At 71.1% G+C, this 13,964-nt stretch carries 10 protein-coding genes; 7 read left to right on the top strand and 3 right to left on the bottom strand.

The window, feature by feature from the left end; translation table 11 throughout:
• Positions 1-114 precede the first annotated feature (114 nt).
• The 3 genes from KUM44_RS33550 to lpdA all read left to right on the top strand — a co-directional run bounded on the left by KUM44_RS33550 (position 115) and on the right by lpdA (position 5,916).
• Positions 115-3,306, top strand: a complete 3,192-nt coding sequence (locus KUM44_RS33550) for an amidohydrolase family protein (RefSeq protein WP_217213528.1) — start codon at positions 115-117, stop codon at positions 3,304-3,306.
• Positions 3,307-3,478: 172 nt separating this feature from the next.
• Entirely contained in the window at positions 3,479-4,321 is an 843-nt protein-coding gene (locus tag KUM44_RS33545) for a hypothetical protein (protein ID WP_217213527.1), read from the top strand.
• Between the two features lie 182 nt (positions 4,322-4,503).
• The gene (lpdA, locus tag KUM44_RS33540; protein ID WP_217213526.1) at positions 4,504-5,916 is read left to right on the top strand and encodes a dihydrolipoyl dehydrogenase; all 1,413 of its coding nucleotides are present in this window, start codon (positions 4,504-4,506) and stop codon (positions 5,914-5,916) included.
• A gap of 5 nt (positions 5,917-5,921) precedes the next feature.
• Here lpdA and KUM44_RS33535 read toward each other — a convergent pair whose 3' ends face one another.
• Positions 5,922-6,623 carry a CPBP family intramembrane glutamic endopeptidase gene (locus KUM44_RS33535; RefSeq protein WP_217213525.1) on the bottom strand — a complete coding sequence of 234 codons (702 nt, stop codon included), beginning with the start codon at positions 6,621-6,623 and terminating at the stop codon, positions 5,922-5,924.
• A 71-nt stretch (positions 6,624-6,694) separates the two neighbouring features.
• The gene (locus KUM44_RS33530) at positions 6,695-7,840 is read right to left on the bottom strand and encodes a serine hydrolase (protein ID WP_217213524.1); all 1,146 of its coding nucleotides are present in this window, start codon (positions 7,838-7,840) and stop codon (positions 6,695-6,697) included.
• Positions 7,841-7,994: 154 nt separating this feature from the next.
• Here KUM44_RS33530 and KUM44_RS33525 point away from each other — a divergent pair, with 154 nt between their 5' ends.
• From KUM44_RS33525 to KUM44_RS33515, 3 genes are all read left to right on the top strand, one after another.
• Positions 7,995-8,771: a class I SAM-dependent methyltransferase gene (locus KUM44_RS33525; RefSeq protein ID WP_217213523.1), complete on the top strand. Its 777-nt coding sequence runs from the start codon at positions 7,995-7,997 to the stop codon at positions 8,769-8,771.
• A gap of 153 nt (positions 8,772-8,924) precedes the next feature.
• Positions 8,925-10,988 (top strand): discoidin domain-containing protein, encoded by a 2,064-nt coding sequence (locus KUM44_RS33520; protein WP_217213522.1) that lies wholly within the window; start codon positions 8,925-8,927, stop codon positions 10,986-10,988.
• Between the two features lie 19 nt (positions 10,989-11,007).
• A complete protein-coding gene (locus tag KUM44_RS33515) occupies positions 11,008-11,604 on the top strand; it encodes a TetR/AcrR family transcriptional regulator (RefSeq protein WP_217213521.1) in 597 nt (198 codons plus the stop codon).
• Between the two features lie 9 nt (positions 11,605-11,613).
• Here KUM44_RS33515 and KUM44_RS33510 read toward each other — a convergent pair whose 3' ends face one another.
• Positions 11,614-12,717 (bottom strand): acyltransferase family protein, encoded by a 1,104-nt coding sequence (locus tag KUM44_RS33510; protein ID WP_217213520.1) that lies wholly within the window; start codon positions 12,715-12,717, stop codon positions 11,614-11,616.
• Between the two features lie 222 nt (positions 12,718-12,939).
• On the opposite strand from KUM44_RS33510, the gene KUM44_RS33505 reads away from it, so the two are divergent.
• Positions 12,940-13,860 (top strand): hypothetical protein, encoded by a 921-nt coding sequence (locus KUM44_RS33505; protein ID WP_217213519.1) that lies wholly within the window; start codon positions 12,940-12,942, stop codon positions 13,858-13,860.
• The last annotated feature ends 104 nt before the right edge of the window (positions 13,861-13,964 follow it).

Raw genomic sequence — 13,964 nt, 5'->3', positions numbered from 1 at the left:
AGAGTCGCCGGGTTGCGCGAAATTTTCGCTCGGAGGCGATCGACGGCCGGTGACCGGGCAGGCTTCGGGAGTCTCTCCTGTCCGGCTCGTCAACTCCGCGCACCGGGAGCCCTTTTGGACTTCGACGACACGTCAGCCGCCTCGGACGCCCGCCGTCCCGGCCCGCTCTCCCGCCGCAGATTCCTCCAGGCCACCGCCACCGCCACCGCGACAGCGGCGGCCACGGCTACGGCGGCCGCCGGCGTCAGCACTCCGGCCACGGCCGCCGCCACTGGGACCTCCCTCTCCTTCACCGCCGTCACCGGCGGCTCCGCCACCCTCGCCCCGTCCGGTGACCGGCTGGTCGCCGAGGTCCAGAACGTGCTCTGGTCCGTCCCGAGGGACGGCGGCACCGCGACCCCGATCACCACGCCCGGCCTCGAACCCACCCGCCCTCAGTTCTCGCCCGACGGCAGCCGCATCGTCGTCTGCGCCTACCGCGGCGGCGGCTTCCACCTCTGGACGCTGCGGCCCGACGGCGCCGGCCTTCGGCAGCTCACCGACGGACCGTGGGACGACCGGGGGCCGGCCTGGTCACCGGACGGCACCCGGATCGCGTTCGCCTCCGAGCGCGGCGGCGACACCGTGACCGGTGCCCCGTACCGCATCTGGGTCGTGGACGTGCGCACCGGCGCGCTGACCCGGCTCACCGGGCGCCCCGGTCAGCAGGGGCCCGGGCAGGACGGAGGCTGGGAGGACCTCGACCCGACATGGTCGCCCGACGGCGAGCGGGTGCTGTTCGTGCGGGCCGGCGTCACCGCGACGGGTGCCCTCCGCGCGAACACCATCGCGTCCGTGGCCGCCGACGGTTCGGGTCCCGTCACCGCCGAGCACACCGACGACTCCGGCGCCCAGCTCATGACCCCGGCCGTCTCGCCCGCCGGGCGCCTGGCCCACCTGCGCACCACGGCCGCCCCCGCGGCCTCCTGCACTCTCGTCGTGGACGGCAGGCCGGTCGCGGTGGAGGGCGACGTCCTGCCCGCGCCGCCCCGCTGGACGGACGCCGAGCGGCTGCTCCTCACGGTCGACGGCCACTTCCACCTGGTCGACCCGGACGCGCCGGGCGGCGGTGAGGAGATCCCGTTCACGGCCACACTGCCCGTGCACCGGCCCCACTACCGCACCAAGACATACGACTTCGAGGGCGGTGGCACCCGTCCCGTCCGCGCCCTGCACCTGCCCGCCCTGTCGCCGGACGGCCGCAGCGTCGCCTTCGCCGCGCTCAACGCGCTGTGGACCGCCGGGACCACGGGCGGCCGCGCACCCCGCAGGGTGCTCCAAGTCCCCGCCACCCGCTATGTGTCGGCGCCGACCTGGACGCCCGACGGCACGGCGCTCGTGTACGCAGACGACCGCGACGGACTGTTCACCGTACGGCGCCGGGATCTCGACTCGGGGGAGGAGGTCGTACTCGCCGACGGCGGCCGGGTCTTCCCCGCCCTCGCGCCGGACGGGAACCGGCTGGCCTGCCTGGACATGTCCGGCAACCTCGTGGTCCGCGACCTCGCCGACGGCATCGAACGGGTCCTCGCCGCACCGCTCGGCGCGGGCGGACTGCCCGGCCGCCCCAGCTGGTCGCCCGACGGCCGGTACCTGGCGCTGTGCGACCGGAACCGCCTCAACCAGCGCTTCCGCGAGGGCTACAACCTCATCCGCGTCGTCGACACGACCACCCGGGCCGCCGCCCTGCACGCCCTCGCCCCGCACACCTCGCTCTCCGACCGCTACGACTGCGGACCCGTCTGGTCCCCGGACGGCCGCTGGATGGCCGTGGTCGCCGAGTCCGCGCTGTGGCTGCTGCCCGTCCGGGCCGACGGCACCCCGGACGGCGAGCCACGCCGGCTCACCACCGAACCCGCCGACCACCCCTCCTGGTCCGCCGACGCCCGCACCCTGCTCTACCTCTCCGCGGGCACCCTGCGACTCGTCGACATCCGCGGCGGCAGGACCCGTACCGTGCGCGTACCGCTGGACTACCGCAGACCGCGCCCGGCGGACACCGTCGTGCACGCGGGCCGCCTCTGGGACGGCGCGGGGTCGGACGTCCGCGAGGACATCGACGTCGTGATCCGCGACGGCCGGATCGCGGAGGTCTCTCCGCACCGTGCCGGCCGCGCTGCCGCCCGTCGCGTCGACGCGAGCGACCGCACCGTGATCCCGGGCCTGTGGGACGCGCACACCCACCCCTGGCAGACCACGTACGGCGGCCGCCAGAGCGCGCTGCAACTCGCGTACGGCATCACGACGGCGGTCTCGCTGGGCGGTTTCGCCTACGAGCAGGCCCGCATCCGGGAGGCCGTCGCCGCCGGTGCCCTCGCCGGACCCCGGCTGCTGACCACCGGCGAACTCCTCGACGGGGCGCGGGTCGCCTACAGCATGGGCCGCGCCCATCGCACCCGCGAGGGCCTGCACCGCTCGCTGGCGCGCGGGGCCGCGCTGGACTGGGACTTCGTGAAGACGTACGTACGCGCTCCCGGGTGGGTGATGAAGGACGCCGCCCAGTTCGCGCACGACCGGCTCGGGGTGCGCTGCGGCAGCCACCTGTGCAGCCCCGGGGTACAGGTGGGGCAGGACCTGACGACCCACCTCCAGGCGACGCAGCGGCTGGAGTTCGGGCACGCGACCTCGGCGACCGGACGGGCCTACCAGGACGTCGAGGAGATCTACACCGCCACCGACTTCCGTCTCGTCGCCACACCCTTCACCGCCCTGGCCCTGCTCGGCGCCGACCCCTCCCTCGCGGACGACCCGCGCGTCACCGCGCTCATGCCGCCGTGGGACACCGCGATGGTCCGTCAGCAAGCCGGGCAGCCGCCCACCGAGGCCCAACTGGCCACGCTGGGCCGGGAGATGAACGTCTACCGGCGGATCCTCGCGGGCGGCGGACTGGTCGCGCTCGGCACCGACCAGCCGCTCGTCCCGGTCGGTCTGCATCTGCACCTGGCCCTGCGTGCCCTGCATCGAGCCGGCCTGTCACCGGCCGAGGCGCTGCGCACCGCGACCCTGCTGCCCGCGCGGGTCTTCGGCGCCGACGCCGACCTGGGCACGCTTCAGGAGGGCAAGCTCGCCGACCTCACGGTCGTGGACGGCGACCCGTTCACCGACTTCGCCGAGCTGACCCGTACGGTGGCGGTGCTGCGCGGGGGCGTGCTGTTCGAGCAGTCGGACCTGGTCGACGTCTTCGACGTCCCGGCAGGGCGGCGAGCGGCCCAGGAATGGCTGGAGGTGAGCCGCCGTATGCGCCGTGAGGGATGCTGTGAAGTCTGAGTGGTCATACTCCACACACACTTCGTGGGACATCTGTGCAGGAGCATCACTTGGGCTGCACACAGCCTGTCCAAAGCGTCGTTAGCGTTCTGGCCGTTCGATACCGCGTGCTAACGAAAGACCGCAGATGGACTATTGCTCCTCGTGCCGTCGGCATCTCAACGGGGCCCTCGTGTGCCCCGGGTGCGGCGCCTACGCCCCGGACATCGCTCCCTCCGCGGCAGGAGGTCATGCCGCCGACACCTGGTACGACGGCTACTTCCGTGACGAGCAGGCGGCACCCTCGGTGCCCTCGGCCGGTCCGGCCGAAACCGTGCCGCTCGCCGCGTCCGAGGACGTGGAAGGCTTCGCCGGGGCAGAAGGCGTACCTGCCGCCGCCCCCCTGGGCCGCGCGGCGCGCCGTCGGCAGCGGGCCCGATGGAAGAAGAACCAGCGCCGTGCCGTGGTCGCGACCGCCGTCGCCCTGGTCGGCGGCGGACTGACCGTGTCGGCGCTGGACCGGCAGGGCGGCGACAAGGCCCAGGCGGCCACCGCTCCGGAACGGCCGAACACGGCGGCCGCCGAGCAGCAGGAGAGCGAGCTCACCCGCCCGGTGTCCACCCCCGCGGACACCCGCGAAGCCCGGCGCGCCGACACGTCTCCTTCGAAGGCGTCCCCGACCGACGCCGCCCGCGAGCCCATCACGACGCAGCGCACCACCCGGGAGTTCACCCGACCGGACGTCGCCTCCACGCCAAGCCCCGCGCCGACCACGGGCCCGCAGTCGCAGAGCGTCTCGTCCGCCGCCGGCGGTGCGAACTCCGAAGGGGCGAGCTCGGGCGGATCCCACTCCGGTTCCGGTTCCGGGTCCGGTTCCGGCGACAGCGGTGACACGTCGGCCGAGCAGCAGCAGACGCCGGCCCCGTCGGCGACCGACGGCTCCGACTCCGGCACCGCCACGTCACCGTCCAGCCCCGCACCGGAAGCGACCTCGCCGACGCAGCTCTGCGTGCTCAACCTCGTGTGCCTCGGCTGACCGAGCCGCCGGACCGCCACTGGATCAGGGTCATCGGAGCGCCCGCCACCTGAGATCGTCGTCACCCTCCCGCATCGCCACACAACCTCGTGGATGCGGTCATGCTGGAAGAAGCCGGCCGCCACCACCTGGCGCACCGGCACCAGCAGAGCAGGACGTCGTAACTCAGGAAGGAACTCTCCATGGTCGAGCAGGACGAGCGCTTCGATGTCGTGGTCCTCGGCGCGGGCCCCGGCGGCTACGTCGCCGCCATCCGCGCCGCCCAGCTGGGCAAGCGGGTGGCGGTCGTGGAGGAGAAGTACTGGGGCGGCGTCTGTCTGAACGTCGGCTGCATTCCCAGCAAGGCACTGCTGCGCAACGCCGAACTGGCGCACATCTTCACCCGCGAGGCGAAGACCTTCGGCATCAAGGTGGACGGTCAGGTCACCTTCGACTTCGGCGAGGCCTTCCGCCGCAGCCGCAAGGTCGCGGACGGCCGGGTCAAGGGCGTCCACTACCTGATGAAGAAGAACAAGATCACCGAGATCGACGGCCGCGGCACGTTCCTCGACCCGCACACCCTTCAGGTGGCCGGCTACGACGGCGAGACCCGCACCATCGGCTTCGAGCACTGCATCATCGCCACCGGCGCCACGCCCAAGCTGCTGCCCGGCACCCGGCGCAGCTCGCGCGTGGTGACGTTCGAGGAGCAGATCCTGGCCGAGGAACTGCCGGAGTCGATCGTCATCGCGGGCGCCGGCGCGATCGGCGTCGAGTTCGCCTACGTACTCCACAACTACGGTGTGAAAGTCACGATCGTCGAGTTCCTGGACCGGATGGCCCCGCTGGAGGACGCCGAGGTATCCGCCGAACTCGCCAAGCAGTACCGCCGGTTGGGCATCGACGTGCTGACCTCCACCCGGGTCGACACCGTCGACGAGTCCGGTGAGCGGGTGCGTGTCACGGTCACCGGCAAGGACGGTGCCCAGCAGGTCCTGGAGGCCGACAAGGTGCTCCAGGCGATCGGCTTCCAGCCGAACATCGACGGCTACGGCCTGGACAAGACCGGCGTGAGTGTCACCGAGCGCGGCGCGATCGACGTCGACGGCCGCTGCCGTACCTCGGTCCCGCACATCTTCGCCATCGGCGACGTCACCGCGAAGCTGATGCTGGCGCACGCCGCCGAGGCCATGGGCATCATCGCCGCCGAGACCATCGCGGACGCCGAGACGATGGAGCTGGACTACGTGATGATCCCGCGGGCCACCTACTGCCAGCCGCAGGTCGCCAGCTTCGGCTACACCGAGGCCCAGGCCCGTGAACTCGGCTACGACGTCAAGGTCGCCAAGTTCCCGTTCACGGCGAACGGCAAGTCGCACGGCCTCGGTGACGCGACCGGCTTCGTGAAGCTGATCAGCGACGACACCCACGGCGAACTCATCGGCGCCCACCTCATCGGCCCGGACGTCACCGAGCTGCTGCCCGAGCTGACGCTGGCCCAGCAGTGGGACCTCACCGTGCACGAGGTCGCCCGTAACGTCCATGCCCACCCGACCCTCGGAGAGGCCGTCAAGGAGGCGGTGCACGGCCTCGCGGGTCACATGATCAACTTCTGATTCGTTCAGCCGTCGAGCCACCAGCGGGCCGCTGCCCAGGCGAAGGCGTAACCGAGGCTGTTGACCGCCCAGTGCAGTGCCATGGGCGGCAGCAGGCTGTCGGAGCGGCGCCGCAGCTCGCACAGCACGACCCCGGCGACGGCCGTGGCGACGATCGCCACGGCCACCGTCGGTGCCACCCCGGCCGTGCCGTCGCCGAAGACGGAGCCCACGGCGGCGTTGGAGCGGTTGATGCCCCGGGCGGGCATCAGATGCCACAGCCCGAACAGCAGCGACGACACGGCCGTGGCCCACGCCGCGCCGTGCCGCCGCCGGATCATCGCCCACAGCACACCACGGAAGGCCGTCTCCTCCAGCAGCACGGTCCCGAACGGCACCCGCACCAGCGTCACCCACAGCAGCCGCCCCACGGACAGGTCGGCGGCCCGGGCGTCCCGGAAGGCCTCGCGCCCGGCAGGAGCGGTGAGGAGCAGCACCAGCACCAGCAGGACGATCCCGACGAGGACGGGCGCCCACCGCAGCCCCCTGCGCACGGCCGCCGCGTCGAGCCCCAGGTCGGCCAGGGTGAGCCCGTCCCACCGCGCGATCAGCAGCAGAGCCGCCGTCGCGGTCACGCAGACGACCACGTACAGGGCGGGGCTCCGCGCGAGCCAGTTGTTCAGCAGGTTCGCGACGGCGAGAACGGCGACAGCACATACGATCCGCATCCGGCTTCCAGGATCCCCTGTCACGGCTCCGCCGACTGCCCTCGGCAGGCCGCCGACCCGCCGGACGGGTCTCAGCCGCCCGCCACGCTCCGCCAGAAGTCCCTCATCAGCGGCGTCGGCGTCGGGTTCTCCATCGCCACCTGCGTCAGCAGGATCGCGACCGTCCCCGTCGCCGGGACGACGTGCGCGGTGGTACCGGTGCCGCCCACCCAGCCGTAGCGGCCCGGGACGTTCCAGGGGTCGGCCGGGGTGACGTCGACCTGGCCGCCGTAGCCCCAGCCCTGGCCCTCCAGGAAGAGCGTGACGTCGGCGCGCTGCCCGGCCGTGAGGTGATTGGTGGTCATACGGCTGACCGAGGTGGGCGTGAGGAGACGGTGGCCGTTGCTCTCGCCACCGTTCAGCAGCATGCGGGCGAAGGCCAGCCAGTCGTCGGCGGTGGACACCAGGCCGCCACCGCCGGAGTGGAAGCGGGGGAGGCTGCTCCACTGACCGTCGGGGGCGTCCGTCAGTTCCAGCGTTCCTCCCGGAGCCGGCGCGTAGGCCGAGGCGAAGCGGTGCCGTTTCGGCTCGGGGACCTCGAAGGCCGTGTCGTTCATGCCCAGGGGCTCGAAGACGCGCTCCGCGAGGAACTCGGGGAGGGTGCGGCCCGACGCCCGGGCGACCAGGATGCCCTGGAGGTCGGAGGAGGTGTCGTACAGCCAGGCCTGGCCCGGCTGGTAGAGCATCGGTACCTGGGCGAGGCGGCCCAACCAGGTGTCCGGGTCCGGCCAGTCCCGCAGGGTGCGACCGTCCTTCTGCACCGTGAACAGGGACTGCACGGCCGGGAGGGAGAAGTCGGCGGGAAAGCCCCAGCCGGTGCGGGAGCTGAGCAGGTCCTCGACCGTGACCGGACGGTTCGCCGGGACGACGTCGTCGACCGGGGCGTCCGGGGTGCGCACCACGTTCGGTCTCGCCAGCTCCGGCAGCCATTCCTCTACCGGAGCGTCAAGGGCGAGCCGTCCTTCCTCCACCAGCATCAGCACCGCGGCCGCGGTGACGGGCTTGGTGAGGGACGCGATGCGGAACAGCGAGTCCCTCGTCATCGGGGCGGTGCCGTCGACGTCCGCCGAGCCGACGGTCACCACGTCGACGTCGTCGCCGCGGGCCACGAGGCCGACGGCACCGGGCACGCCTCCGTCGTCGACATACCGGTGCAGGGTGTCTCGCAGCGCGCTCATCAGTGGCCTTCCGGTTCGAGGTGGTCGTCGCAGGTACGACTCCCGGGGCCGCGAGAAGTCATCGGCCGCGCACGTCCGCCTGCCCGCCCCTGTGGCGCCGTGACGCCCGCTTGAGCATCCTCGGTGGTACCGCGTCCCCAGGGAGGCCCCACCCATGCCGGCCAACAACCTCACCGCCAACCGCGCTGCCCTAGGCCATCGCGTCGCCTACGCCCTGCGCCACCCCGACCGCGTGCCCCGCCATCTGGCCCGCACCGCCCGCGACATGTGGCTGCGCCGCCGTCACCCGGACCACGTCTCCTACTACCGCGCCGTGATGCGCTCCGACACCCGGTCCGATCCGGACGCGGCGGTCGGCAGCCACAACCGGGAGCGGTGGATGGCGCTCGGGGCGATGCAGTTCGACTACCTCGTCGGCCACGGTCTGCGCCCCGAGCACCGGATGCTGGAGATCGGGTGCGGCAACCTGCGAGGCGGCTGGCGGTTCATCCGCCACCTCGACCCCGGCCACTACTACGGCATCGACATCTCGCCCGACATCCTGTTCGCCGCCCAGGACACCGTCGTGGAGATGGGCCTGCAACAGCGGCTGCCCACGCTGACCCCGGTGCGCGACCTGACGCTGCGGTTCCTGCCCGACTCCCGGTTCGACGTCGTACACGCGCACAGCGTCTTCTCCCACTCGCCGCTCCCGGTGATCGAGGAGTGCCTGGCCAACGTGGGCCGGGTGCTCGCCCCCGGCGGCTGGTTCGACTTCACCTTCGACCGCACCGAGGGGCAGGAACACCACGTCCTGCGCGAGGACTTCTACTACCGCACCGAGACCCTCGTGGCGCTGGCCGAGAAGCACGGCCTGCGGGCCCGCTTCATGACGGACTGGGAGAAGCTCCCGCACGGTCAGTCGAAGATCCGGGTCACGCACGCGATGTGAACCGACTCCCCGTCAGCAGCCCATGTCCAGGCCGAAGCAGGTCATCTGTCCCGGACCCTTGACTCGTCAAGCGGGAGTGGCCATCCTCGTCGCACCTTGTGCGAGGTCATGACAACTCGACCCCGCTCTCCCGCCGACCGAGGGACGTGGGCTGTGACCAGTGCCGGACGCCCGTACCGCAGACGCAAGAACGTCACCGTTGTGTCGCTCCTCCTGCTCGTGCTGTCCCTCACGCTCGGACCCACCCCGAGTTCGGCGGCCGGGACCGACTGGTGGGACCCGACCGCACGGCCCGCACCGGACTCCCAGGTCAACGTCACGGGAGAGCCCTTCACCGGCACCGACTCCAAGGGCGAGGTCCGCGGATTCGTCGACGCGCACGACCACATCTTCTCCAACGAGGCCTTCGGCGGCCGTCTGATCTGCGGAAAGCCCTTCTCCGAGCAGGGCGTCGCCGACGCCCTCAAGGACTGCCCGGAGCACTACCCGGACGGCTCGCTCGCGATCTTCGACTTCATCACCAACGGCGGCGACGGCAAGCACGACCCGGTCGGCTGGCCCACCTTCAAGGACTGGCCCGCCCATGACTCACTGACCCACCAGCAGAACTACTACGCCTGGATCGAGCGGGCCTGGCGCGGCGGCCAGCGCGTCCTGGTCAACGACCTCGTCACCAACGGCGTGATCTGCTCCGTGTACTTCTTCAAGGACCGCTCCTGCGACGAGATGACGTCCATCCGGCTCCAGGCCAAGCTGACGTACGACATGCAGGCCTTCGTCGACAAGATGTACGGCGGCACCGGGAAGGGCTGGTTCCGCATCGTCACCGACAGCGCCCAGGCCCGGAAGGTCATCGAGCAGGGCAAGCTGGCGGTCATCCTCGGCGTCGAGACCTCCGAGCCCTTCGGCTGCAAGCAGATCCTGGACATCGCGCAGTGCGGCAAGGAGGACATCGACAAGGGGCTCGACGAGCTCCACGCGCTCGGCGTGCGCAGCATGTTCCTGTGCCACAAGTTCGACAACGCCCTGTGCGGCGTCCGCTTCGACTCGGGCGGGCTCGGCACGGCCATCAACGTCGGCCAGTTCCTGTCGACCGGCACCTTCTGGAAGACCGAGACCTGCAAGGGCCCGCAGCACGACAACCCCATCGGCAACGCCTCGGCGGCCCAGGCCGAGGACGAGCTCCCGGCGGGCGTCGAGGTCCCCTCGTACGGTGCTGACGCCCAGTGCAACGTCCGAGGCCTCACCGACCTCGGCGAATACGCCGTGCGCGGCATGATGAAACGCAAGATGATGCTGGAGATCGACCACATGAGCGTCAAGGCCACCGGCCGGGTGCTCGACATCTTCGAGTCCTCGTCCTACCCCGGCGTCCTGTCCTCGCACAGCTGGATGGACCTCGACTGGACCGAACGGGTCTACGGCCTCGGCGGCTTCATCGCCCAGTACATGCACGGCTCCGAGGGTTTCGTCGCCGAGGCAGAGCGCACGGAGGCCCTGCGCGACAAGTACGGCGTGGGTTACGGCTACGGCACCGACATGAACGGCGTCGGCGGCTGGCCGGGGCCGCGCGGGGCGGACGCGCCCCACAAGGTGACGTACCCGTTCAAGAGTGTCGACGGCGGCTCCGTCATCGACCGGCAGACCACCGGTGAGCGCACCTGGGACCTGAACACCGACGGCGCCGCCCACTACGGCCTCGTCCCGGACTGGATCGAGGACATCCGCCGCGTCGGCGGCCAGGACGTGGTCGACGACCTCTTCCGGGGCGCCGAGTCCTACCTCGACACCTGGGCGGCCTCCGAGAACCACGCGTCCGGCGTGAACCTCGCGAGCGGCGCGAGCACGTCCGCCAGCTCGTCGGAGTGGAGCCTGTTCACCAGCTACCAGCCGAAACGCGCCGTCGACGGCGACAGCCGTACCCGCTGGGCCAGCGACTGGAGCGACGACCAGTGGTACCAGGTCGACCTCGGGTCCACGCAGCTCGTCAGACGGGTCACCCTCGACTGGGAACGCGCGTACGGCAAGTCGTACCGCATCGAGCTCTCCACCGACGGAGTGAACTGGCGGACCGCCTGGTCCACGACCGCCGGCGACGGCGGCCTGGACACGGCCCGGTTCGCCGGCACACCGGCCAGGTATGTTCGCGTCCACGGTTCGCAGCGCGGCACCGACTGGGGCTACTCCCTCCACGAGGTCGGCGTCCACAGCAGCTGACACCCACGAGAGGGGTTCCATGGCACGGTTGCCGTCCGCCGAGCGGCGGCGACTGCTCACCGAGGCGGCGATCAGAGCGATGAGCCGGGACGGCGTCCCCAGGACGACGACCCGGTCCATCGCCGCCGAGGCGGGCGTTTCGCTGAGCGTCTTCCACTACTGCTTCGACTCCAAGCAGGAGCTGATCGAGTCCGTCATCACGACCCTCACCGAGCACTCCGTGACGCTCGTGAAGGACGCCATACGGCCCAGATCCACCCTTGAGGACACCGTCCGGGCCGGCTTCCAGGCCTACTGGGACCACGTCCGCACCCACCCCGACGAGCACATGCTGACCTATGAGCTCACGCAGTACGCCCTGCGCCAGCCCGGCTTCGAGCACCTGGCACGCCGCCAGTACGAGCTGTACGCCGAGACGTACGCCGAGCTCGTCGACCAACTGCGGCAGACCATGGGCCTCCGGCTGCGCGTACCCGTCCCCGTACTGGCCCGCTACCTGGCCGCCATGACCGACGGCCTGACCCTCAACTACCTCGTGCTCGGCGACGACGCCGCCTGGACCGCCATCCTCGACACGGTCACCGCGCACATCGCCGGGCTGGTGCAGGAGACCTGACAGGGGCGGTCAGCCGCCTGCGGCGGCCCGGTCCCGCGCCGGTTCCGCCGCCTCGCGCCGGAACAGCCACCGCATGTCCGGCTCCACCACGCAGCGCAGCACTCGCCGGACGGGCGGCGTGCACAGCACCGTCACGACCGCGGCGGCCACGGCGGTGACGAGGACCGCGCCGAGCGGCCGCTGGACCCAGGCGGGGTCGTACCAGCCGAGGTACTTCGAGCCCTGCGCGACGAAACCGTGCAGCAGATAGCCGTACAGCGTGCCCGTCCCCAGCACGGTGCACCACAGCCGCCGCCCGGGCACCCAGGCGAGGAAACCGGCCACCAGGACGAGTGAGCACGCGAACAGGACCGGCGTCATCACGGCCCCGTACCAGGCGGGCGCGCCCAGCTCCTGCGCGCTGTCCCGGTGGTAGAACCAGCTGCCGGTCATCCGGGGCACCGCCCAGTACGCCACCACGAACGCGCCCGCGAACAAGGGCACCGCGGCGATCCGCACCGCACGGCGCCGGACCATCCGGAAGTGCTCCGGCTTCAGGGACAGGCCCAGCACGAAGTACGGCAGGAACTGAAGGGCACGCTGGAGATCGAGGTCGTTTCCGATGGACGGTGACAGGGTGGCCAGCATCGCCGTCGCGAGCGCGAGGGGCAGCGGCAGGCGCACCCGCTGCCACAGCGGGGTGGTCAGCCGCCACAGGAACAGGGCCGCAAGGAACCACGTCAGATACAGCGGGTCCAGCAGACTGACCGGACGGTCCGGCTCCTGGTCGGTCCATCTGGTGAACAGGGTGTACGCCGTCTCGAAGACGACGTACGGGACGACGAGGCCGGTCACCAGGCGTTTGAGCCGCTGCGGGCGGCCGTCGAAGCCGCGGGAGAAATAGCCGGAGATCACGATGAACGCCGGCATGTGGAAGGCGTACACGAGCATGTACAGCGCGTCCACGGTCCGGCTGCCGTCGCGCAGCGGCTCCCACGCATGGCCGACCGCCACCAGGACGATCGCCGCGTACTTGGCGTTGTCGAAGAAGGCGTCCCGCTGCTTCGAATGCGCAGGTGGCGGCGGAGTGGCGGGGATGGGAGCGGTGCCCACGGCGGCGCTGTGCTTCGGCATCCCACGCGTCTCACCGCATGTGGACGAGGCAAACCTCCCCGGCCGGACACGGCTCTCACCTGCGCGGAAGCGCCGGCCATAGGGCCGTAGGGGTGTGGCCGTAACCCATGTGATCGCTCCGAATGGTGCGACCGGGAGGAATGGCTGACGGTGGATCACGTCGGGCCTGGCCCCAGTGGTGATGAAGCGTCAGCCGCCCAGGCCATGACGGAAGGACTCACTATGCGCTCTGTCCGCATGCTGCTCGCCACCGCGACGGCCACGGCCGCACTGGCGATCGCGCCCGCAGCCTACGCCGTTACGACGGGAGACTGGGACCAAGAGGACACGTCTCACAGCAAGGACAAGGAGGACTCGTCCCACAGCAAGGACCACGAGGACTCGTCCTACAGCAAGGACCATGACAAGTCCTACAGCAAGGAGCACGACAAGGAGAGCAAGCACGACGAGCCCAGTGGCGGTATGCACACGGGTGGCGGAGCGCTGACTCTCGTGACCGACGAGGACGACTGGAGCGGCTCCAAGGACGAGGAGCACGGCAAGGACAGCAAGTACGACAAGGAGAGCAAGCACGACGAGGGCAGCGACTACGGCAAGGACAGCAAGTACGACAAGGAGAGCAAGCACGACAAGCCGCACGGCGGTGTGCACACCGGCGGTGGCGCGCTGACTCTCCTGAACGACAAGGACGACGACTGGAGCGGCTCCAAGGACGAGGAGCACGGCAAGGAGAGCAAGCACGACGAGGGCAGCGACTACGGCAAGGACAGCAAGTACGACAAGGAGAGCAAGCACGAGAAGCCGCACGGCGGTGTGCACACGGGCGGTGGCGCGCTGGCTCTCGTGAACAACGGTGGCGACTGGGGCGGCGACAAGGACCCGAAGCACGACCCGGACAGCTACCGCAGCAAGGGCGACGACCACGGCGGGGGCTGGAAGGAAGACGACGACTCGTGGAAGGGCGACCACGAGAACGACTCGTGGGGCGGCGGTGACCACGACGGGCCGCGCGGCGGTATGCACACCGGCGGCGGCGGCCTCGCCAGCCCGGGTGTCACCGGCGGTGGCCTCGCCATGCTGGGCGTCGCCGGCGCCGGCTGGTACGCGCTGCGTCGCAGGAAGGCCGGCGGATCCGCGGCCTGACCCATGCCCTCCCTCATAGCGGCCGTGGCCGCCGCACGTGCGCCGCGCGTCGCGGCGGCCCCGTTCGTCCACCCCGTTGTCCCGGTTTTGCCGGTCCTCCCTGT

It is taken from the genome of Streptomyces sp. AC550_RSS872 (assembly GCF_019049285.1).
In the GTDB taxonomy this organism is placed as follows: domain Bacteria; phylum Actinomycetota; class Actinomycetes; order Streptomycetales; family Streptomycetaceae; genus Streptomyces.
Note: the sequence above shows the minus strand (reverse complement) of the source record. Positions and strands in the feature narration are given on the sequence as shown.